Annotated in this window: 20 protein-coding genes; 12 read left to right on the top strand and 8 right to left on the bottom strand. The window is 70.5% G+C overall.

Translation table 11 applies throughout. From position 1 onward, the window contains the following. Positions 1-32 precede the first annotated feature (32 nt). The 3 genes from GTY96_RS01805 to hemG form a co-directional block, all read right to left on the bottom strand. A complete protein-coding gene (locus tag GTY96_RS01805) occupies positions 33-809 on the bottom strand; it encodes a LytR/AlgR family response regulator transcription factor (protein WP_143897902.1) in 777 nt (258 codons plus the stop codon). After that, a complete protein-coding gene (locus GTY96_RS01810; protein WP_143897904.1) occupies positions 806-1,861 on the bottom strand; it encodes a sensor histidine kinase in 1,056 nt (351 codons plus the stop codon). The genes GTY96_RS01805 and GTY96_RS01810 overlap by 4 nt, the downstream gene beginning before the upstream one ends. Before the next feature lie 261 nt (positions 1,862-2,122). Further along, entirely contained in the window at positions 2,123-3,517 is a 1,395-nt protein-coding gene (hemG, locus tag GTY96_RS01815; protein WP_143897906.1) for a protoporphyrinogen oxidase, read from the bottom strand. A 106-nt stretch (positions 3,518-3,623) separates the two neighbouring features. Between hemG and GTY96_RS01820 the strand changes: the two genes are divergently transcribed. Then, positions 3,624-4,313, top strand: coding sequence for an SDR family oxidoreductase (locus tag GTY96_RS01820; protein ID WP_143897908.1), 690 nt, complete (start codon positions 3,624-3,626; stop codon positions 4,311-4,313). Positions 4,314-4,379: 66 nt separating this feature from the next. Here GTY96_RS01820 and GTY96_RS01825 read toward each other — a convergent pair whose 3' ends face one another. Next, positions 4,380-6,347, bottom strand: a complete 1,968-nt coding sequence (locus tag GTY96_RS01825; protein WP_143897910.1) for a hypothetical protein — start codon at positions 6,345-6,347, stop codon at positions 4,380-4,382. A gap of 60 nt (positions 6,348-6,407) precedes the next feature. Continuing rightward, positions 6,408-7,076, bottom strand: a complete 669-nt coding sequence (gene pdxH / locus GTY96_RS01830; RefSeq protein WP_201755831.1) for a pyridoxamine 5'-phosphate oxidase — start codon at positions 7,074-7,076, stop codon at positions 6,408-6,410. Here pdxH and glgA point away from each other — a divergent pair. From glgA to GTY96_RS01845, 3 genes are read left to right on the top strand one after another with little or no spacing between them, the layout of a single operon-like run. Then, complete coding sequence (glgA, locus tag GTY96_RS01835) at positions 7,075-8,508, top strand: glycogen synthase GlgA (RefSeq protein ID WP_161663693.1); 1,434 nt, start codon at positions 7,075-7,077, stop codon at positions 8,506-8,508. The two genes, pdxH and glgA, sit on opposite strands and share 2 nt — an antisense overlap. A 36-nt stretch (positions 8,509-8,544) precedes the next feature. Next, positions 8,545-9,462: a serine/threonine protein kinase gene (locus GTY96_RS01840; RefSeq protein WP_143897916.1), complete on the top strand. Its 918-nt coding sequence runs from the start codon at positions 8,545-8,547 to the stop codon at positions 9,460-9,462. After that, complete coding sequence (locus tag GTY96_RS01845; protein WP_161663694.1) at positions 9,462-9,947, top strand: LEA type 2 family protein; 486 nt, start codon at positions 9,462-9,464, stop codon at positions 9,945-9,947. Before GTY96_RS01840 ends, GTY96_RS01845 begins: the two co-directional genes overlap by 1 nt. Before the next feature lie 10 nt (positions 9,948-9,957). On the opposite strand, the gene GTY96_RS01850 is transcribed toward GTY96_RS01845, so the two are convergent. Continuing rightward, positions 9,958-11,355 (bottom strand): hemolysin family protein, encoded by a 1,398-nt coding sequence (locus GTY96_RS01850; protein WP_143897920.1) that lies wholly within the window; start codon positions 11,353-11,355, stop codon positions 9,958-9,960. A 55-nt stretch (positions 11,356-11,410) separates the two neighbouring features. Here GTY96_RS01850 and GTY96_RS01855 point away from each other — a divergent pair, with 55 nt between their 5' ends. The 4 genes from GTY96_RS01855 (at position 11,411) to GTY96_RS01870 (ending at position 14,495) form a co-directional block, all read left to right on the top strand. Next, a complete protein-coding gene (locus GTY96_RS01855) occupies positions 11,411-12,202 on the top strand; it encodes a hypothetical protein (RefSeq protein WP_161663695.1) in 792 nt (263 codons plus the stop codon). Between the two features lie 59 nt (positions 12,203-12,261). Beyond that, on the top strand, positions 12,262-13,260 hold the full coding sequence (locus GTY96_RS01860; protein ID WP_161663696.1) for a hypothetical protein: 999 nt from the start codon (positions 12,262-12,264) through the stop codon (positions 13,258-13,260). Between the two features lie 59 nt (positions 13,261-13,319). Further along, positions 13,320-13,577: a hypothetical protein gene (locus GTY96_RS01865; protein ID WP_143897924.1), complete on the top strand. Its 258-nt coding sequence runs from the start codon at positions 13,320-13,322 to the stop codon at positions 13,575-13,577. Positions 13,578-14,114: 537 nt separating this feature from the next. After that, positions 14,115-14,495, top strand: a complete 381-nt coding sequence (locus tag GTY96_RS01870; protein WP_143897926.1) for a hypothetical protein — start codon at positions 14,115-14,117, stop codon at positions 14,493-14,495. A 153-nt stretch (positions 14,496-14,648) separates the two neighbouring features. Here the strand turns inward: GTY96_RS01870 and aat are convergent, their stop codons facing one another. Next, positions 14,649-15,335, bottom strand: coding sequence for a leucyl/phenylalanyl-tRNA--protein transferase (gene aat, locus GTY96_RS01875; RefSeq protein ID WP_143897928.1), 687 nt, complete (start codon positions 15,333-15,335; stop codon positions 14,649-14,651). 14 nt (positions 15,336-15,349) lie between these two features. Beyond that, positions 15,350-16,192: an LEA type 2 family protein gene (locus GTY96_RS01880; protein WP_201755755.1), complete on the bottom strand. Its 843-nt coding sequence runs from the start codon at positions 16,190-16,192 to the stop codon at positions 15,350-15,352. 56 nt (positions 16,193-16,248) lie between these two features. Between GTY96_RS01880 and GTY96_RS01885 the strand changes: the two genes are divergently transcribed. The 4 genes from GTY96_RS01885 (at position 16,249) to GTY96_RS01900 (ending at position 20,041) form a co-directional block, all read left to right on the top strand. Continuing rightward, on the top strand, positions 16,249-16,893 hold the full coding sequence (locus GTY96_RS01885; RefSeq protein WP_143897933.1) for a hypothetical protein: 645 nt from the start codon (positions 16,249-16,251) through the stop codon (positions 16,891-16,893). Positions 16,894-16,902: 9 nt separating this feature from the next. Next, complete coding sequence (locus tag GTY96_RS01890) at positions 16,903-17,391, top strand: hemerythrin domain-containing protein (protein WP_161663698.1); 489 nt, start codon at positions 16,903-16,905, stop codon at positions 17,389-17,391. A gap of 224 nt (positions 17,392-17,615) precedes the next feature. Beyond that, positions 17,616-19,217: a hypothetical protein gene (locus GTY96_RS01895; protein ID WP_201755756.1), complete on the top strand. Its 1,602-nt coding sequence runs from the start codon at positions 17,616-17,618 to the stop codon at positions 19,215-19,217. Between the two features lie 62 nt (positions 19,218-19,279). Continuing rightward, positions 19,280-20,041, top strand: coding sequence for a hypothetical protein (locus GTY96_RS01900; RefSeq protein ID WP_161663700.1), 762 nt, complete (start codon positions 19,280-19,282; stop codon positions 20,039-20,041). Positions 20,042-20,063: the final 22 nt, after the last annotated feature.

Raw genomic sequence — 20,063 nt, forward strand, 5'->3', positions numbered from 1 at the left:
CGTGAGGCGGTGGCTCGCGCGCGGCGGCGGGCTCAGCCTTCTTCCTCGGAGCCCTTTCGCAGGCCCAGCATGCGGCGCAGCTCGCGCGCGGACTGGCGGCTCACCTCCACCGAGTGCCCGCGCGCCGTCCGCGCCAGATAGCCGCCCGTCTCCAGCGGCTCCAGCCGCGTCACGTGCGACAGGTTGAGCAGCGCCCGCCGGTGCACGCGGTGGAAGTGCTCCGAGGGCAGCTTGTCCGCCAGCTCGTTGAGCGTGAAGTCGGTGAGGAAGTCACCCTGCGCGGTGAACACCGTCACCAGCTCGTCCTCCAGCGACGCATGGGAGATGGCGTCCGGCGACACCAGCACCAGCCCCTGGCGCGTGGGGATGGGCAGCCGCGCGAAGGCGGGCTTGTCCCCCGCTGGCGCCGCGGGCGGCGGGACGGCGAGGTTCTTCGCTCGCGCCGGCATCCGCGCCCGCACGCGCTCCAGCGCCTTCTGCAGCCGCCCGGCCTCCACGGGCTTGAGGACGTAGTCCACCGCGCCGTGCTCGAAGGCATTCACCGCGTGCTCCGCGTGGGCGGTGCAGAAGATGACGTGGGGGCCGCCCTCGGGCAGCAGGGCCATCGCGTCCAGTCCGCTCAGCCCCGGCATGTGGATGTCCAGGAGCACCACGTCCACGCCGCCCTCGCGAACCGCGGCGAGCACCGAGTCTCCGTCCACCGCCTCGCCGTGGATGCTCACGTCCGGCAGCGCGGCCAGCAGGCGGGCCAGGCGCTTGCGGGCCAGCAGCTCGTCATCGGCGATGAGGATGCGCAGGGGCTCTCTCACGTGAGGACTCCGGGTTGGGGGCCCTGGCGGGGCAGGGTGACGGTGACACGGGTGCGCCCGTCGGCGCTCTCCAGCGACAAGAGGGCGTGGCCCCCGTAGGCCAGGGCCAGGCGGCGCTCCACGGTGGGCACGCCCACGCTGCCCTCGCGCGGGCCCTTGGAGGCCCCCGGGTTGTCGATGGACACCACCACCGCGCCGTCGCGCGCCGTCACCTCCACCCGCAGCGGCCCCCGGTGGCCGGCCGCGGGCCCGTGCTTCACCGCGTTCTCCGCCAGCGGCAGCAGCAGCAGCGGCGGCACGGGCACGTCGCCCAGCCCCTCCGCCACGTCCACGCGCAGCTGGAACAGGTCCGGGTCCCGCAGCAGGTGCAGGTCGAAGAGCGTGCGCATCAGCTCCAGCTCCTGCGACAGCGGCCAGGTGACGCTGCGCACGCCCGCGAGCACGGAGCGCAGCATCGTGGACAGCCGCAGCACGGCCGCCTCGGCGACGGCGCCGTCCTCGCGGCACCACTCCGCGATGGCGTTGAGCGTGTTGAAGAGGAAGTGCGGATCCAGGTGGCTGCGCAGCGCCAGCAGCTGCGCCTGCTCCGCCTCCCAGGCGAAGCGGGTGGCGCGGGCGCGCTCGTGGGCCAGCGTCTCCTCGAAGCCGATGTCCCGGCCCAGCCCCCACCCCGCCACCAGGAACAGGCCGCCGCAGATGGCCAGGTTGTACGGCTCCGACAGGAACGTGGGCCGCATCAGGGTGACGCGCGGAAGCGCATAGCCCACGGAGAGCACCACGCCGCTGCCCACCGCCGCGTAGAGCAGCAGCCGGATGCCGCCGTGGCTCAGGTCCAGCCCCTCCGGGAACAGCACCCGGTACGACACGGGGGCCACCGCGACACACAGCACGCACAACAGCAGGCCCAGCCAGAATGCGTGGGGATCCAGGCTCCAGCGCACCTGCGCCGCGAGCAGCGGGAGCGATACCAGGACGATGGGGACCAGCCGCCACGGCGCGACCAGCGCGCGCAGCGTGGCGCGAACGATGGAACCTTCCGACGTCTCCGTCATGCGGGAGCGGAAGGCTACACCGTCCCGAAGGCTAGCGCTGGGGGACGGGGACGGGGGCGGGGACGAGGTCCGCGACCCACGCCCCGGCGAGGACCGCGGGGAAGAAGAGGACGGCGAGCAAGGACAGGAGCGGCGAGCGCAATGAGAACATGGGGGGCTTCTCCAGTGTCCGTGGAACATGGTCACGAACCCTGGCAGCGACCCAGGGGCCCTTCAGGGAGGGTTGACCCCAGCCGTCGCGGAGCGCGGGTGAGCGGTCGCTCAAGCGCTTCGGGCCGCTTCCCCCGCCCGCGTCCCCAGGGTGTCTCCCAGGCGCGTCGCCTCGCGGACGCAGTCGTTGATGCCCACGCCCCGGTACGCGTTGCCGGTGAGGTGCAGGCCGGGCCAGCGCTCCAGCCGCGCGTCCATGGCCGCCAGTCGCTCCAGGTGGCCCACCGTGTACTGCGGGATCCCGCGCGGCCAGCGCACCACCTCCGTCAGCTCCGGCGTCGCGGTGATGCCCGCCATCGTCCCCAGCTCCTCGCGCGCCAGCGCCACCAGCGCGTCCTCGTCCCGCGCCACGACATCTGGCTGGCGCGTGCCGCCCATCAGGCACGTGAGCAGCACCCGGCCGCCCTCCGCGCGGAAGGGGAACGTGGTGGAGGCGTGGATGGTGCCCAGCACCGCCTTGCGCTCCACCGCCGGAACCAGGAACCCGAAGCCATCCGGCTTCGGCGTGGCGCCCGGCGCGAAGCCCAGGTGCACCACGGCGATGGGCGCGTACGGGATGGCATCCGCCTGTCGCGCCAGCTCCGCGTCCAACGGACGCAGCAGCGCCGCCGCCACGTGCGCCGGCACCGCCAGCACCACCTGGGACGCGGACAGCTCCACCGGCTGTCCCCGCTCCCGCACGCGCACCTTCCAGCCCTCCGCCTCGCGGGTGAGGCCCTCCACCGTCGCGTCCGTACGCACCGCGCCGCCCAGCGACTTCGCCAGGGCGTCCACCAGCACGCCCAGGCCGCCGTCGAACGTGCGCATCTGCCCCGTGAGCGCCGGTGTCGCCGCGGTGCTGGCCGCGGCCTTGCGCGCCGCTCGCTGCGCGCGGATGGCGCCCAGGATGAGGCTGCGGTGCTCCCGCTCGAACTTCACGAGCTGAGGGAAGGTGGCCTCCGCGCTGAGCTGCTCCGGGTCGCCCGCGTAGGTGCCCGTCTGCACCGCGTCCAGCAACACCGAGGTCGCCTCGCGGCCCAGGTGCCTCCGACCCAGCGCGGCCAGTGACTCATCCGAACCCGTGGGATTCCGCCCGCTGAAGAGCTCACCCAACACCCTGAGGCGGGATGCAAGGGGGAGGATGTCGGATTTCAGGAAGGCGGGCGGCGAGGCTGGCACCGCGCGCAACGCACCGCGCGTGAAGACATAGCGGTTTTTTGCCGCCGGATCCGCCGGGCGGACCCGCGCTTCCAGGCCCAGCGCGGCCGTCAGCTCCCGCATCGCGGGCTCCCGGTCCAGGAAGCTGTTGGGTCCGGACTCCAGCAGATAGCCCTCGCGTGCATGGCTCTGCACGTTTCCGCCCACGCGCGAAGCCGACTCCAGCAACACGGCATCCGTGCCGCGAGCCCGCAATCGGTGGGCCAGAACCAGGCCGGTAATCCCACCCCCAATGACCGCGACCGTCATGGCGTTCTTTTCTCCTGGGGCTTGTCGTGCGCTGAGCAACCCTGGGCGCCTTAGTGCGAAGGCAGGAGCTTTGCCAAGGAGAGCCACCCGGCGCGTTAATAAAGGCATGCGCTATGTCATCACGGGAGCCAGCCGTGGCATCGGTTTCGAGTTCGTGCAGCAGCTGCTGCGGCGGGGAGAAACGGTGGACGCGGGTGTTCGCGCCCCGGAGCTGGCGCGCCGCCTGGAGCCGCTGCTGCATGAGGCGGGCAACCGCCTGCGGATCCACCCGCTGGATGTGACTCGCGCGGAGAGTGTCCAGGCCTTCGCGGAACGTGTCTCGCGCGAGCCGGTGGATGTGCTCATCAACAACGCGGGTGTGTCGGGCCAGTGGGTGGGGTTGCACGAGCTGGACTACGAGGACCTGGAGCGCACGTTCGCGGTGAACGCGCTCGGGCCGCTGCGCATCACCTCCGCGCTCCTGCCCGCGCTCCGCCGCGGAGTGGGGCGCCGCGTGGCGCATGTCACGTCGCGCATGGGGTCGCTCTCCAGCAACACGGAAGGGGGCGCGTATGCCTACCGGATGTCCAAGGCCGCGCTGAACATGGGCGTGCGCTCCATGTCCAACGACCTGCGCCGGGATGGGCTGGCGTGCGTGCTGCTGCATCCGGGTTGGGTGCAGACGGACATGGGCGGCCAGGACGCGCCGCTGCCGGCGGAGGAGTCGGTGCGCGGGATGCTGCGGGTCATCGACACTGTTTCACTGGAGCACTCCGGCCGGTTCTTCGACTACGAGGGCGCGGAGGTGCCCTGGTAGCCCCTCCGGACGGGGGCGGTGTCTCGCGGTGAACGCCGCCCCCGGCGTCCCCAAGGGCCGTGGGCGCTACGCCCAGGTCTGCTTCAGGTAGCCGTTGTCCATCATCCGGATGGACAGCAGCCGCAGCCGGAACAGCTTGGTGAGCTGGGCTTCGGCCTCGTGCTCGTCGGTGGCTTCGACGTCGATGCCGCGCATGACGAACCGGTACCACTTGAGGATCGTCTTGAGCTCCTTGTACTGGACGGCGTTGAGCTGGTCGGAGTCGTTGGGGACGTCCACATCGTAGCCGCCCAGGGACATGGAGGCGGAAGGGGACATGGGCCACTTGCCCGCCCACAGCGCCTTCACGGGGGACTTGTGGAACTTGGAGGGCGCCTGGGCCTTCAGCGTCCGGTCGAACTGACTCCAGCGATCCGCCTTGTCCCCGTCGACGACGTCCCACCGGTTGTCGACGGTGTTCCACTGGTAGCCGGTCTTGCGTTCCTCGTACTGGTTTTCGTTCTCACCCATGTGGAACGCGGAGCCCAGGATGAGGCTCCAGGTATAGGACTTGTTGTTGCCGTACTTGATGTCGTTCTCCACCAGGTCCAGCAGCATCAGGCCCACGCCATAGGAGCGGGGATTGCGGGCCGTCTCCGCGCCCAGCATGGCCAGCGCCGCTTCGATCTCGATGTCCGCCACGCCGGTGAGGTCCCCCGAGAGCACCTTGCGGATGCCCTGGGCCCTCAGGGGCGCGCTCTTCCCCAGGGCGAGGTTGTCACCCAGGATGTTGTAGCGCGTGGCCCTGTCCGTGCGCCCGACCTTGACCCAGACCTTCTCCTCCACGAAGTGCTGCTTCGCGCCGTTGATCTTGATGGAGCCGATGCAGGGGAAGCTCTCGCCGGAGACCTTCAACGGTTTATCGGCCTTGTCCTGTGAGGCATAGAGCTCCTTCCACGCGAGCTTCGCCCAGGCGGTCAGCCACCCATCCCGCGTGGGGTGGGTGTCCACCTGCACCAGGTTCTTGTTGCGGGGAATCGCCGGCTTGGAGGCGTTGTCGTAGAACAGCTTGAGCTTGTCCTTCACCACGTCCGCGTAGACGGCGAGCACGCGGTGGCCCTCCAGCGTCACGGTGCTGTTGATGCGCAGCACCGGAGCCTTCACGAGGCGCGAGTCGTCTTCCTGGTCGTCGTAGAACTGCAGCAGCGCCTGATACTTCTTGCGCTCGGTCCGCCCCCGCACCAGGGATTGGACGAGGATGATCTTCTCCTCCCGGTCCTTCTGCTCCCGCAGCTCCTGGAGCTGCCGCCGCGCCTGCCACATCCGGAACTGGGCTTGCAGCCGCACCGCGGCGGTCTTCAGCTCCTGATACTCCGTGCGCGCCTGATAGCCGCGGATGAGCGCTTGGATCTTCGTGGCGGCCTCGTTCTGGGCCTGGAGCTCCTTGCGGACCTGATGACCGCGCACGAGCGCTTGGATCTTCGTGGCGGCCTCGTTCTGGGCCTGGAGCTCCTTGCGGACCTGATGACCGCGTACGAGCGCTTGAATCTTCGTGGCGGCCTCGTTCTGGGCCTGCAGCTCCTTGCGGACCTGATGGCCGCGTACGAGCGCTTGAATCTTCGTGGCGGCCTCGTTCTGGGCCTGGAGTTCCTTGCGGACCTGATGACCGCGCACGAGCGCTTGAATCTTCGTCGCGGCCTCGTTCTGGGCCTGGAGCTCCTTGCGGACCTGATGACCGCGCACGAGCGCTTGAATCTTCGTGGCGGCTTCGTTCTCGCGCTCCAGGGCCCGGCGGGCGAGCCAGCCGCGCACGGCGGCCTGCACGGTGATGGCCGCCTGCCGCTGGGCCTCGTGCAACTCGTCGATGTGCTGGCCGAAGAGCGCCGCCCGGTCCTCATCGATGAACCGGATGTACAGCTCCAGCCACGCGACGGTCTCCTCCTCGCCGTCGCGCTCCGTGCGGGTCAGCGCTTCACGCACCAGGTCCTCGGCGCCTTCGCCTTCCAGGCCCGCCGCGTACGCGGCCAGCCGCGCCACCATGTCCATGTCCAGCATGGACGCGCATGCTAGAGGTGCCGACCCGGAGTGGAAAGGCCTGGGCCCCCTGCCTGCTGATCAGGGGAACAAGAGCTGTGTCTTCCATCCCTCGCCGTCGCGCAGATACAGGTTGCGCTCGTGCAGCCGGCTGGGGCGGCCGTGCCAGAACTCGATGCGCTCCGGGATGACGCGGAAGCCGCTCCAGTGCGGAGGGCGCTCCACGGGCTGGCCCTGGAAGCGCGCCTCCACCTCCGCCACGCGCTGCTCCAACAGCTCTCGCGTGGGCAGCTCCTCGCTCTGGAGGCTGGCCCAGGCGCCAATCTGGCTGCCGCGCGCCCGGCTCTGGAAGTACGCGTCCGCCTCCGCGTCCGTCACGCGCTCCACCCGGCCCTCGATGCGCACCTGCTGCTCCAGGGGCTGCCAGTGGAAGCACAGCGCCGCGTAGGGGTGCGCGAGGAGCTGGCGGCCCTTGCGGCTGTGGAAGTTGGTGAAGAAGACGAAGCCCCGCGCATCGAAGTCCTTGAGCAGCACCACGCGCGAGGACGGGCGGCCCTGGTCGTCCACCGACGCCACGACCATCGCGTTGGGGTCCACGGGGATGGCGGCTTTCGCCTGGGCGAACAGGTCGGCGAAGCGCTGGATGGGGTCTGGAGGGATGCTCACGCGGCGCAACATAGGAAACCCCGCCCCGGCGCGCACGTTCGCGGTTGACTCCCTGTCGGGACTCGCACGCAATGGCGGGCCCATGAAGATCCTCTTCATCGCCTCGGAGGTCGCCCCCTTCTCGAAGACGGGGGGACTGGGCGACGTGGCCGGGGCCCTGCCCACGGCGCTCGCCGGCCTGGGGCACGACGTGAAGATCATCACGCCCCGCTACCAGGACGTGCGCAACACCGGGCATTTGCAGCCCACCGGCCAGTCCCTGGTGCTGCGCTTCCCCTTCGGTGAGACGGGCGGCCCCGTCCTCTCCGCGCGCCTCTCCGAGCGGCTGGAGGTGCTCTTCCTGGAGAACGAGGCCTTCTACGGCGGCCGCAAGGGGCTGTATGGCGTCGCGGGCGGCGAGTTCGCGGACAACCCCCGCCGCTTCGCCTACCTGTGCGTGGGCGCGCTCCAGGCCGCGCAGCGGCTGCGCTTCTTCCCGGACATCATCCACCTGCATGACTGGCAGACGGGGCTGGTCCCGGTGGCGCTGCGCCGGGGCTTCCAGGGCACGCCCCTGGGACGCGCGAAGTGCGTCTTCACCATCCACAACCTGGCCTACCAGGGGCGCTTCCCCAAGGGGACCATGGAGGACCTGGGGCTGCCGTGGGACCTGTTCACGCCGGAGGGCGTGGAGTTCTACGACCAGGTCAACTTCCTCAAGGCGGGGCTCGTCTACTCCGAGGCCCTCACCACCGTGTCGCCCACCTACGCGAGGGAGATCCAGACGGCGGATCAGGGCTACGGACTGGAGGGCTTGCTGCGGCGCCGCGCGCACGCGCTCACCGGCATCATCAACGGCATCGACGCGCACGAATGGAACCCCCGGACGGACTCCTTCCTGCCGGCGCACTACGGCCCGGACGACCTGGCGGGGAAGGCCGTGTGCAAGCGCGCCCTGCTGGAGCGCTTCGGGCTGCCCGCGGACAGCGACGCGCCCGTGTTCGGCATCGTCAGCCGGCTGGCGTGGCAGAAGGGCGTGGACCTGCTCCTGGAGACGCTGCCCGCAGCGCTCCAGGCGGACCTGCGCTTCGTGGCGGTGGGCAACGGCGACCCCGGCCTGGAGGCCGGACTGAAGGCGTTGCAGGCCCGTTACCCGAGGCAGGTGGGGGTCCATATCGGGTTCGACCCTGAATTTTCACATCTCGTGGAGGCGGGGTCTGACTTCTTCCTCATGCCCAGCCGCTATGAGCCGTGCGGCCTGAATCAGATGTATTCGCTGCGTTACGGCACGGTGCCCATCGTCCGGGCCACGGGCGGGCTGGTGGACACGGTGGAGGGGGGGCTGGACGGCAACGGCATCCTCTTCGAGTCCTTCCACCGCTCGGCGCTCCTGGCCGCCATCCGCAGGGCGCTCTCCCTGTACGCGGACCCCTCACGCCTGGGCGACTTCCGGGGGCGGGGGATGGGGAAGGACTTCTCCTGGACCGCGTCCGCCCGGAAATACGAGGCCCTCTTCGCCTCCCTGGTGGCTGAATAGTGGGGCCCCCAGTGGATCCGCGTTAAACTTCCCGCCGTGGCGGAAGCTCCGGACCTGGGTGGCTATGAAGTGGTCGGCCGGCTGGCGGTCGGTGGCATGGCCGAGGTGTATCAGGCGCGTGCCCGTGAAACGACGCAGCGCTCCCCGGGCGAGCCCGAGGAAGTGGTCATCAAACGGCTGCACCCGTCGTTCCGCAACGACCCTGCCTATGTGAAGGCCTTCGTCGATGAGGCGAAGCTGACGGTGCGCCTGCGCAACGCGCACATCGTGCGGACGTTCCGGCTGTTCCGCGCCGGCCCCGACTACCTGATGGTCCAGGAGCTCGTGAGTGGCCGGACGCTGGGCTACATGCAGGAGCTGCTGATCAAGGCCGGCGCCGCGATGCCGCCGGAGTCCGCCTGCTACATCGCGTGGTGCGTGCTCAAGGCGCTGGACTACATCCACCGCGCCAAGGTGGGGGAGAACGGCGCCACCATCGTCCACCGCGACGTGAACCCCGCCAACGTGCTGCTGGGCATCCAGGGCGACGTGAAGCTCACCGACTTCGGCGTGGCGGAGGTGGAGGGGATGATCCGCGGCGACTCCGGCGCGCTGCGCGGCACGCTCCCGTACATGAGCCCGGAGCAGGTGCTGGGCCAGGCGGTGGACGCGAGGACGGACCTGTACGCGGTGGGCGTGATGCTCTGGGAGCTGTGGTGCGGCCGCCGCCTCTTCACCGGGGAGAACGAAGCGCAGCTGATGCACCAGGTGCGCGACGCGCGCGTGCCGCTGCTCGCCACGCTGGCGCCAGACCTGCCGGACTACGCGGCGCGGGTGGCGCGCAAGGCGCTGTTCGCGGACCGGGCCCGCCGCTTCCAGACCGCGGCGGAGTTCATCAAGGCGCTGGAGGTGCTGGCGCGCCGAGCGGGCTGGCCCCTGACGGTGGAGGCACTCCAGCCTCTGCTGGGCGGCTGATGCACGCGCGCCGGGCGGTGCTGACGCTGGCCGGCGGGCTCATGCTGTCCGGCTGTCTGGGCGCGGTGCCCTTCCAGCCGCGCGCCTACGACGAGGCGGTGCGGGTGGAGGCGGTGGACGTGGCCTTCGCGCGCGACGGCGCCGGGGCGCTCACGCTGAAGCTCCAGGTGAAGAACCCGTCCTCCGACGCGGCCTCGCTCACCCGCGTGGACTTCGACCTGCGGGTGGATGGCCGGCGCGTGGCCACGGGCGAGCAGGTGATGGGGGTGCCCCTGGACGGCGGGGGCGCGGTGCCCCTGGAGGTCCGCTTCCCGCTGGCCGTGCCCCGGGGCGGAGGCCGGCTGGAGGCCGGCTCGCACGCGGTGCGGCTGGAGGGGGGCGTGGTGCTGCGCTTCGGCGGCTCCGAGCGGCGCGCGCCCTTCCGGGATGCGCGCTCGCTGGACATCGCGTGGATGCCGGGCGGCGAACCCCGCCCGGCGCCCTGAAGGCCCCGCTTCAGCCCTTGGCGTCGTGGGACGCGCCGGAGCCCGGGTCGTGGCGCGGCGAGGACGGCCCGTCCTCCTTCGACCCGTTGACGCCGTCGCGGCCCGGTCCGTCCGGGAGGCCGGGGGCGGTGCTCTTCAGGCGGGTCATCCGCACGCGGTCGATGCGGGCCCCTTCCTTGGTGGCCACCACGAACTGCCAGCCGTTGTAGCTGAAGCGCTCGCCCACGTCCGGCAGGTGGCCCGCGAGCGAGGACAGGTAGCCGCCCAGCGTGTCGAAGTCGCCCTCGGGCAGGGGGAAGCCGAAGAGCTGGGTGAATTGATCCACCTCCATGGCGGCGTCCACCAGCGAGCTGCCGTCGGCCATCTTCTCGACGAGCTTCTCCTCCACCTCGAACTCGTCGCCGATGTCGCCCACGATTTCGCGGAGGATGTCCTCCAGCGTGACGACGCCCATGAAGCCGCCGTACTCGTCGACGACCATGGCCATGTGGATCTTCCGCTTCTGCATGTCCCGGAGCAGGTCGCCCACGGGCTTCATCCACGGCACGAAGTGGGCGGGGCGGATGACGTCCTGGAGGACGATGAGCTCCGGGTGCTGGAGCAGCGGGATGAGGTCGCGCGCGTGCAGCACGCCCACGATGTGGTCCACGTCGTCGTGGTACACGGGGATGCGTGAGTGGTTCTCCTCCGCCAGGATGCGCAGCACCTCGTCCGGCGGGGTGGTGACGTCCACGGAGACGACGTCCGTGCGGTTGACCATCACGTCGCGGCAGCGCTTGTCGGACAGCTCGAAGATGGAGCGGATGAGCTGCGGGGCGCTCTTGTCCACCTCGTTGCGGGCGGCCTGGGCGGCGAGCAGCTTCTCCAGCTCCTCCAGCGGCGGGGGCGGCGGCTCGAAGCGCAGGGTGCGGCCGAAGGTGCGGGCGCCCAGGTTGAGCAGGCCCAGCATCAGGCGCATGGGCGGGTAGAGCACCGCCACCAGGAACGACACCAGCGAGGCAAGGCGCAGGGCCCAGCGCTCCGGGTTGCCGTTGGCGAGCCCGCGCAGCGTCACCTCCATCAGGCTGGCGAGCACTCCGACGAAGAGGGCGCCCGCGCACACGGTGGCGATGGGCACCCAGGCGGCCTCGCCGTAGCGGCTGAAGTCCAGCAGGCGCGGCGGGACGAAGGCGCCAATGGCGGCGGCCAGGAAGCCGGAGAGCACCATGCCCAGGCGCAGGGCGGTGGCGGCGGGTTCACGCTCCGTCTTGTGGCGGAGCACCCGGCGGGCGGCGCTGCTCTTGCTCTCCTCGGCGAGCTCTTGGGCGCGCAGGTCGGAGGTCCCATAGAGCGCGGACTCCGCGGCGGCGACCAGGGACCTCATGAAGCAGAGGGCCAGGCAGGCGACCCAGAGGGTCCAGGTAGGCATAGGGAGTGGTTCTTATCCCGTGCTAGAGGGGCATACCACTCTGACGGGAGGCACCATGCGGGGACGTCGGATGTACGTCATTGGCGGACTGCTGGGCCTGCTGGCGCCCGCGGCGGCCCTGGCCTGGCCGGTGGACCAGGCGGTGACGCTGGAGCCCGGCAAGGAGACCTTCCAGAGGCTCACCGCGGTGGACTGGGCGGAGTCGGAGGACCCCGCAGTGGTGACGGCGGAGGCGCTGGCCCAGAGCGGCGAGCTGCTCCTGACGCCGCACAAGCCGGGCGTCGCGAACGTGCTCCTCTACGCGGAGGGGCGCTTCGCCGTGTGGCGCGTGATGGTGGGGCCCATCGAGCTGCAACCGCACGTGGCCCCGCTCGCGGCGGCGAAGAAGGCGTGCCCGGACCTGAAGGTCGTGGAAGGGCTGGAGCGGAGCCTGACGGCGACGGTGCAGGACAACGCCTGTCGGCTGGCGCTGAGGGACCTCATGCGCACGCACGCGTTCCTGGCGCGGGAGCTGGATCTGACGTTCGCGGTGCCGCAGCTCCAGGCGCAGTTGGAGGACTTCATGGCGGGGATGCCGCCGGGCCTGACGGTGAGCTACAGCGGCGCGGGGCTGGTGTTGTCGGGGAAGACGGACCGGGCCGGGCACCACAAGGCGCTGTGGGAGCTGTTCAACCGCGGGGTGGGGCGCGTGCCGTTGGAGGACCGCGCGGAGGTGGAGGCGCCCCCGGAGGCCCCCGCGAAGGAGGACGCGGCCGACGCGACGGTGTCGGACGTGCCCGCCCCGGACGCGGGCGTCGTGGCGCCGGTGAAGGCCAAGGCGAAGGCCGCGGGGAAGAAGCAGCGCTGAAGCCACGCGCCCGGTGGGGCCTGCTTGCGGTATGACCGTGGGTGGAGGTCCGACGGACGATGATGAACGGAGCGATGCGCGCGGGATTCGCGCTGGTGTTGGCGCTGACGGTGGGCCCGCGGGCCGCCTGGGCGCAGGTGGACGACGGCTCGGCGGTGGTGGTGGACATGCCGGAGCCGGACCGGGGCTGCCCGGCGAAGCCGGAGTTCCTGCCGGTGACGCCCATGGCGCAGGTGGGCATCGACCGGCTGGGCTGGCTGGTGCACCAGGCCATCATCCCGGCCTCGAAGGACAAGTTCTTCAAGGGGGGAGAGCGCAGCCGCTCCGGCGTGAAGCCGGTGCCGGCGGACATGGCGCGCAAGCTGGGGGCTCCGGACACCAGCAAGGCGACCCTCTGGGTGTTCGGCAAGGAGAAGTCGAAGGCGTGCAAGGGGACGCCCATCGCGTGGTGGGCGGCGCGGATGGGCACGGACGAGGACCGGCAGACGTTCTTGATGGCGGAGCTGGCGATGGAGTGCGAGGTGCTTCCTCCGGGCCGGCTCGCGGGCACGCCCATCGTGCTCAGGCAGAAGGAAGAGCCCACGGGCTGTGTGTTGCGCCGGCCCAACCGCAGCCTGACGGGCAAGGAGACGGACGGCATCCCCCCGGACTACGCGGAGCACCTGCCGCCGCAGGACTGCGCGTCGCCGGGCTGCGCGCGGCTGTGGGAGTACTTCGGCGTGACGGGAGAGGAGGGCGCGGGCGCGTTTGATTTGACGGTGTCCTATCTGCACCGCAATGGCAGCAACCCGTGCAACTGGGCGACGGACGACGTGTCGATCCTGTTCGCGCGCGCGCCGGAGGGCACGGCCTTGCAGCCGTTGAAGCCGGGAGGGCAGCTCTTCGGAGGGCTCTGGGACTTCACCGGCCTGCGCTACGTCCTGAGCCGGGAGATGGGCGTGCTCTACGCCTACGACTTCCAGAAGCTCAAGGCCCCGCCCAAGGTCGTGCGCTACGCGAGCCCCACGGAGGAGGATCTGCTCCACGCGAAGCGCACGCTGTCTCCGTGCAAGAAGTAGGAAGCATCGAGGCGTCGGAGTCGCGGGCCTCGCTTCATGCGCTCAAGGGGGGCTCGTCGATGAAGCAATACTTTCAGCACGCCGCCGAATCCGATCTGGGCGAGGGAATGGCCTACCTGGAAGTCAGCGACGGGTGGCCGAGTCGTCAGGTCGAGGTCCATGGCGAAGTGTGGCGGTGGGGCGACGACGCACATCGCGAATGGCTGGCGGATCAGCCCTTTTCGGAGTTGGGGTTGGAGGCGGAGCACGCCATGTCAGCGGAGGCGTTCGAACGCCTCTGGCAAGAAGCGTTGCGCCGCTGCCCAGCCGTCGTGTGAAGGCTCGCATGGGAATCCCGGCGCGTGGGTGATCCGCGCCGGAAGCCGTTCCAGGCATGCCGTGACGGGTGGACCATCTCCTGGCTGGCGAGGAAAGAATGATTGGCGCGAGTGTTCCAGAGTTCAATCACAGGCTTTCGGAGTACGAGGGCGGCACCGGACGCCTTTGGGACTTCAGTCCCACGCATGATCGGCTCGTGGTTGAGTTGTCCGCCAGGGATGGTCGACGAGGGTATCTCGTGCTTCTGGGCTGCATGGAGATAAGAGCACCGACACTGTGGAGTTTGAGAAGTCCGACTGTCTGTGCTGTGGATGAGAGTTTCGTTTTCGAGGATGCGGGCGTCCGAGTTGCATTCGCCTACGAGTTTCAGCTCGTGGCGAGTTATATCCGCGGCTGATGAGACATGACTCTTGATTGGCTCGGAGGGTAGGTCGGCGCAGGCGCGTGGGTTGGCTCCGCTCAGCCTGGGTGAGGTGCTTGCGCACTTCCCTGAATGCTTCTGTGCGTTGGAGTGTTTTTAAGTCCTGAGGGGCGCCATGGTTGATGACTATTCAAAGGCCTCGGCTGACGTTGTGAAAGTCAAGTTTCCCCTGGCGAGGGAAATGGGTGATGGGAGACGGCTTCAGGAATGGGAGGTCAAGACGGATGGCGCGGTGGCTGCCATTTCCACGGATGAGCTTGCTCGTCTGGGGGGCGCTATGTCTCGACCTGATTTCGAGGTTGAACTGGTACGTCGTGCCGAGGACCTTTTTGTTCTGAGGGTCGTGATGCTGGAGGATGCGAGGCAAGGACGCTTCTTGTTCGATGCCTATGCGATGCTCAGATACTTCGATGAGCATTGCGCGCGTATTCTCTCGATTGAGGGGCTTCCACGCAGCAGTTGGACGCCCTTCCGAGAGTGGCCCACTCCCGCGTAGCGCGCAGGGGCCCGTGAGGATCGTTCTCGCGTGAGTCTGCTGCGCGTTGCCGCCGTGATACGTCTTGAGCAGCTTCAGCGCTGGGACGCTGACCGTGCCGTCGCCGGTGTTCTGGCAGTACCTCGGGTGCGGTGCGCTTCCATTCCGTGAAGCCTACTCCGTCCAAGCTCCTCGCCGGGTGGGCTCCTTCAACGCCTGGACGAGCGCCGCCAGGAAGCGCTTGCGCGGCCAGGACTCCGCGCCGAAGCGCTCCAGGTGCTCCGTCTCCACCTGACAATCGATGAGCTGGAAGCCCCACTGCCGGAAGCGCTCCACCGCCGTGGCGAACGCCACCTTCGAGGCATCCGGCGCCAGCGCGAACATGCTCTCCCCGAAATACGCCGCGCCCAGCGACACGCCGTACAGCCCGCCCACCAGCACCTCTCCGTCCCACGCCTCCACCGAGTGCGCCAGCCCCAGCTCGTGCAGCCGGACGTACGCCTGCTTCATCGCATCCGTGATCCACGTCCCGTCCTGCCCCGGCCGGTGCACGCGCGAGCACGCGTCGATGACCTTCGCGAACGCCGTGTCGTAGCGCACCGTATACGTGCCCCGGTTCATCACCTTGCGCAGCGAACGCCCCACGTGAACCTTGGCGGGCTCCAGCACGAAGCGCGGATCCGGCGAGTGCCACAGGATGGGCTGCCCCTCGCTGTACCAGGGGAAGATGCCTTGTGAGTAGGCCGCCACCAGCCGCTCCGGCCGCAGGTCTCCGCCCACCGCGAGCAGACCGCTCTTGTCCGCCTTGCCCGGCGGTGGGAACAGCTCCGGCTCCTCGTCACTCAACAGATAGATGGGCACGCGCGCGCCCCAGTCTAGCGGGACACGTTCAGCTTCACGTCACCCTTGAGGGAGTAGGGGACCTGGAACATGGGGCCCTTCACCTCGCCCTTCACGCTGAAGGGCAGCGCTCCCTTGGAGATGAGCGCCTTGACGCCCGGGCCCCACGACTGCGCCGTCACCGCCACCTCCACCGGGTAGACGCCCGTGGCGGAGGCATCCACCGTGTCCGCCTGCCCGGTCGTCCCCTCCTCCAGCGGCCGGTCCGCGACGGCGACCTGATACGTCAGCGACTCCAGCCGCAGCGGGAACGGGTTCGGGTTGCGCACGCCCAGCCGGAGGTTGATCTGCACCTCCTCCGGGGAGTAGCGGGCGCCATCCAGGCTCTCCACGATGACCACCGGCAGGCGGGGCACTCGCACGGCGCGGCTGGCGGCGAAGGGCAGGGTGTCCTCGCGGTCGCCGGAGCGCACCACCAGCGTGCCGCGCAACGCGATGAGCACCGTGCCGCCCTGGGCGCTCAGGCGGGTCAGGTCCTCGGGGCCCTTCACATAGGAGGACTTCTCCTCGAAGGAGAAGTCCGCGGGCGTGCCCGGCGCGAACGGCACATCCAGCTTCGCGGAGCCCGTCTTCACCACCTGTCCGTCGGCGACGAGCTCGTAGTCGGCGCGCTCCAGGACGCCGGTGGCGCTCCCCGTCACCTGTCCGGTGTAGCGCACCGTGGCGTCGGTGATCCCCTGCGACACCACGGCGGTCTCCTGGGCCGTGAGCGCCGGGGGGCCACTGGCGGAGCGGACCGGGGCGGAGGCGCACCCGGAGAGGGTGAACAGCACGGATACCAGGGCCAGGAGGCGGTTCGAGCGATTCACGGAGGACATTCTGGGGATGGCAGGGGCTGGTCCCAAGGGGTTTTCCGCTAGACTGTCCACCAACCGTGGCTCCCCGACGTCCCAACTTCAACCGGACCCTGCGCTCCCTCATCCGGGACATCTCCGCCCGCATGCCCGAGTTCGGCCACGTGAAGGTGGGACGCATCCTGGTGGTCGCGGGCGAGGCCCGGCGGGCGTCGCGCGGCACGGTGAAGCCCCTGTGCTTCAAGGGCGGCAAGAGCATCGACAAGGCGGGGCGGCGCAAGCCGGTGGTCCGCATCCGGGGCCGCCGCATCCTGTACTGCATCACCCTCCGGCCCCTCTTCTTCCGGGGCTCCACCGCGAAGGCGCGGCTGGAGACGCTGATGCACGAGCTCTTCCACATCTCGCTGCGCTTCGACGGCACGCTGCACGCGGGCCGCCGTCACGCGAAGCTGGGCGCGGACTTCGGGCGCCGGCTGCGGCCGTTGGTGCGGCGCTACCTGAAGGTGTGCCCGGAGGCGCTGCTCGCCGCGCTGGCGCACTCGGGCGAGGTGCGCGTGCTGCAATGGCTGGAGCGTCCAGGCCCCGCCTACCACCCGCGCGCGTCGCACCGCCGCGTGCGCAAGGTCTACACGGAGGATCAGCTCTACTCCGGCGTGGCCCGCATGGTGACGCCGCGTCCCCGGATGGCCCGCGAGGCCAACGTGCGTGACGACAAGGTGCACTGAAGGGCGCGGATGGCCGTCCCCACCGACTTCGTCAGCCTGGGCGCGCTCCACCGCGAATTGGAGGAGCGGTTCCTCCTGCACCAGGAAGCGCTGATGGGCATGGACCTGCCCGCCGCCCGTGAACGGCTCGCGCGCTATCGCGAGGAGCTGACGCGGCACCTGGAGGCGGAGGAGGCCTTGCTCCTGCCGGAGCTTCCCCGGGCCGGGAGGATTCGAGGGGCCGCGCCGGAGCTCTTCACCGGAGAACACCAGCGCATGCGGGAGCTGCTGGCGAAGTGCCAGGAGGCGGTGGACGCGCTGGATGCGAGCGCACCGGACTTCCGCCGCGCGGTGCTCCGGGTGTTCGACATGGAGAGCACCTTCAAGCACCTGGAGCACCACCACTCCCTGCGCGAGGAGACGTACCTGTTCCCCGCGTTGGACGGGGTGCTGGAGGAGCCTGAGCGGCGGGCGTTGCTGGCCGCGTTCCTCGAGCGCACGGAGTCTCCCGCGCGATAGCTGGTGCCGCTGCGTGCCGGTCGCTCCGACCGTCCGAGGGCCGTACGAAGGCCCGCTCCTGGATGAGCAGACGGGCAGGGAGGCCGTGGGCCGCCCGTCCCCGCCAGACACCGAGGCGCGTGCGTGCTGTCCTCCGCACCGCATCCAGTCCCGGCGCGCGGCGCGGGTTCGAACGAGGTTTCCTCACAGTGGGACGCGGTGGTTGGGCGTGGTGCTGGGCCTTCATGGTGCTGGGGCTCACGGGCTGCGACTCGGGCGAAGAGCTGAGGCCCTGTGCCGTGGACTGCGAAGGCGCGGCCTGCGTGGCCTGTGTCTCCTCGCTCCCCGACGACACGCTCCGGCCCGCGCTGGCGTGTAATCAACTCCCCGCGCCGTCGCGGTGCCTGGGGCCTCGCGTGCTGGAGCGCTGCGAGGGCGGCGCGGTGCACCGGGAGGACTGCGCGGAGGACACCGTCTGCGTCGAGTCCCCGGTGGTGGCATGTGTCACGGGCCCCGCGTGTGTCGACGGCGTCTCGCGGTGCACGGACTCGCGGGCCCTGCAGGTGTGCACGAATGGCCGGTGGACCGCGCGCGCCTGTGATGTCGCCTGTGAAGCCGCGCCGGGCCGGGGGTTCTGCGGTGCCCCCGGCCCCACGCTGAGCGGCACGGTGCGCTACGCCCGTCGCTTCCCGGACGTGGCGTTTCGCGCCTGGACCTCGGACGTGGAGCCCGTGCCCGCGCGGGGCTTCCTCGTCGTGTCCTTCCAGGGCGGCAAGATGCTGGACTCACAGGTGACGGACGCCGCCGGGCGCTTCACGTTGAAGGTGCCCTCCACCTTCCAGGAGGACGACCGCGTCGTCGTGTACGCGGCGGGGCGAGGGCGCGACGGCGCGGTGGCCTACGCGGTGGCGGACCCCGGACTGCCGGGCGCGCAGCCGATGACGGCCGTGCCCGGCGACGCGGCCCGCATCTGGAGCTGGACGCGCACGCTGCGCGAGCTGTCGACCGGCCCCGACTTCACCGTTGGCGAGTCCGAGGGTTCGGGCGCGGCGGCCGTGTTCGACGTCCTGGGCACGGCGTGGCGCCGCATGCGCGAGCGCTACGGCGGGCGGGACGGACTGCCCGTGGTGGCGTGGCTGGGCTTCGGGACGGAGTGGTCCTGCGGGGCGTGCTTCGCGCCTTGGCGCGTGACGGCGGTGGGCCGGAGCTGGAGCGCGCAGCTGTGGCTGCCCGGGGACTCGGATGCGGCGTGGTGGTCCGACGCGATGGTGATGCACGAGCTGGGGCACTGGGTGATGGCCAGCCGGGGCACCAGCCCGGAGGAGGGCGGTCCGCACTACGTGGGCGTGCCCACCTTCCCGGGGCAGGCGTGGAGCGAGGGCTGGGCCACGTGGTTCAGCGCCGACGCACGGCGCAGCCCGCGCTACTACGACCGGCAGGGCGGGACGCTGTTCTGGGTGGACCTGTCCGCGCGCGCCTCGTCGGTGAGTCCCTGGACGCGGCCCCACGCGGAGGACGGGCTGCTCCAGTCCGTGGATGAGAACGAGGTCGCCGCCATCCTCTACCGGACGGCCGCCGGCACGCCGTCGAGCCAACCGCTGTACGACGCGCTCTCCGCGCCCGCGATGAACCGGGCCCCCTGGGCACGCGGCTACACGCGGCACACCTGGACCCGGGATGCGAAGGGCGCGCTCGCGAACGTGGTGGACACGGGCAGGCCCTCGCCCTTCCTCGCGGACTTCCTGGACGCATTGGTGTGCCAGGGCTTTCCCCAAGCCTTGGTGGACTCGGCCACCGAACCCGCCACTGCCTTCCCATATCCCAGCCACGAACCCCTGTGCCCATGAGACTCCCGCGTTGGAAGCCGCGAAGCCGTCTGGCCGTGCCCACGAACCTCCTCCGGTCTCCCTTGCGAAGACGGGTCGCGGGCGCGGCGCTGGTGTTGGCCCTCATCGGCGCGGTGTCGGCGGGCATGGCCACGAGCGTGGACCGCGCGCGCCGCAAGAAGCTGCCTCGCGCGTCCGAAGCGCGACCCCGGACGGAAGAGGTGCCCGCGCGCGTCGGAGAGACCCTCCTGGCCTCATCCCGGCTGGTCGCCCTGCCGCCGCAACGGAGGGACACCTGGGATCCGCCATCGCACGCGGGCCCGTCCGCCAGACACGCCCTCGTGAAGACGCATCACCCCACCGTCGAGTCTTCTCCCGTGCCGGTGGCGCTCGCGCGCGCCACGGAGGACGGCACGCCTGAAGCGCAGGCGCGGTCCGCCATGCCTCCCGTCACCGCCCGCATCCCCGCGCCGCTGCGAGTGTCGTGGCGGTTGGTGGAGTCCAGCGTGGACACCGTGCGGCTCGTCGCGCGGCTGGACCGGAGCCCGGGCTTCACCGCGCCCGTGGAGGTCTCCCTGCGCGTGCCGCCGCGCGCGGTGCTCCGGGAAGGCCCCACGTCGCCCATCGTCTTGGACGCGGACGTCCACGAAGTCCCCTGGACGCTGGGGCTGGCCGCGGACTCGGGCCCTGACGAAGACCTCGTGCTCCTGGCGAGCGCCGGAGGCGACGCGTTCGGCGTCCACGCGGAGGCGCGCTACCCCTTCGGCGGGACACGGGCGGAGCCACCCAGGCCCACGCCCACGGGCCCGCGGCTGCCCGAGAACCTCCTGCGTGGCCGCGAGTAGGCCATCGACTTCGAGCCGGCGG

It is taken from the genome of Corallococcus silvisoli (genome assembly GCF_009909145.1).
Lineage (GTDB): Bacteria > Myxococcota > Myxococcia > Myxococcales > Myxococcaceae > Corallococcus > Corallococcus silvisoli.

What these genes read in the sequence shown, in the direction of transcription:
- GTY96_RS01810 (WP_143897904.1), bottom strand. Translation starts at nt 1,861, where the DNA reads ATGACGGAGACGTCGGAAGGTTCCATCGTTCGCGCCACGCTGCGCGCG.
- hemG (WP_143897906.1), bottom strand. Translation starts at nt 3,517, where the DNA reads ATGACGGTCGCGGTCATTGGGGGTGGGATTACCGGCCTGGTTCTGGCC.
- GTY96_RS01820 (WP_143897908.1), top strand. Translation starts at nt 3,624, where the DNA reads ATGCGCTATGTCATCACGGGAGCCAGCCGTGGCATCGGTTTCGAGTTC.
- GTY96_RS01825 (WP_143897910.1), bottom strand. Translation starts at nt 6,347, where the DNA reads ATGCTGGACATGGACATGGTGGCGCGGCTGGCCGCGTACGCGGCGGGC.
- glgA (WP_161663693.1), top strand. Translation starts at nt 7,075, where the DNA reads ATGAAGATCCTCTTCATCGCCTCGGAGGTCGCCCCCTTCTCGAAGACG.
- pdxH (WP_201755831.1), bottom strand. Translation starts at nt 7,076, where the DNA reads ATGGGCCCGCCATTGCGTGCGAGTCCCGACAGGGAGTCAACCGCGAAC.
- GTY96_RS01845 (WP_161663694.1), top strand. Translation starts at nt 9,462, where the DNA reads ATGCACGCGCGCCGGGCGGTGCTGACGCTGGCCGGCGGGCTCATGCTG.
- GTY96_RS01850 (WP_143897920.1), bottom strand. Translation starts at nt 11,355, where the DNA reads ATGCCTACCTGGACCCTCTGGGTCGCCTGCCTGGCCCTCTGCTTCATG.
- GTY96_RS01855 (WP_161663695.1), top strand. Translation starts at nt 11,411, where the DNA reads ATGCGGGGACGTCGGATGTACGTCATTGGCGGACTGCTGGGCCTGCTG.
- GTY96_RS01860 (WP_161663696.1), top strand. Translation starts at nt 12,262, where the DNA reads ATGATGAACGGAGCGATGCGCGCGGGATTCGCGCTGGTGTTGGCGCTG.
- GTY96_RS01865 (WP_143897924.1), top strand. Translation starts at nt 13,320, where the DNA reads ATGAAGCAATACTTTCAGCACGCCGCCGAATCCGATCTGGGCGAGGGA.
- GTY96_RS01870 (WP_143897926.1), top strand. Translation starts at nt 14,115, where the DNA reads ATGGTTGATGACTATTCAAAGGCCTCGGCTGACGTTGTGAAAGTCAAG.
- GTY96_RS01880 (WP_201755755.1), bottom strand. Translation starts at nt 16,192, where the DNA reads ATGTCCTCCGTGAATCGCTCGAACCGCCTCCTGGCCCTGGTATCCGTG.
- GTY96_RS01890 (WP_161663698.1), top strand. Translation starts at nt 16,903, where the DNA reads ATGGCCGTCCCCACCGACTTCGTCAGCCTGGGCGCGCTCCACCGCGAA.
- GTY96_RS01895 (WP_201755756.1), top strand. Translation starts at nt 17,616, where the DNA reads ATGGTGCTGGGGCTCACGGGCTGCGACTCGGGCGAAGAGCTGAGGCCC.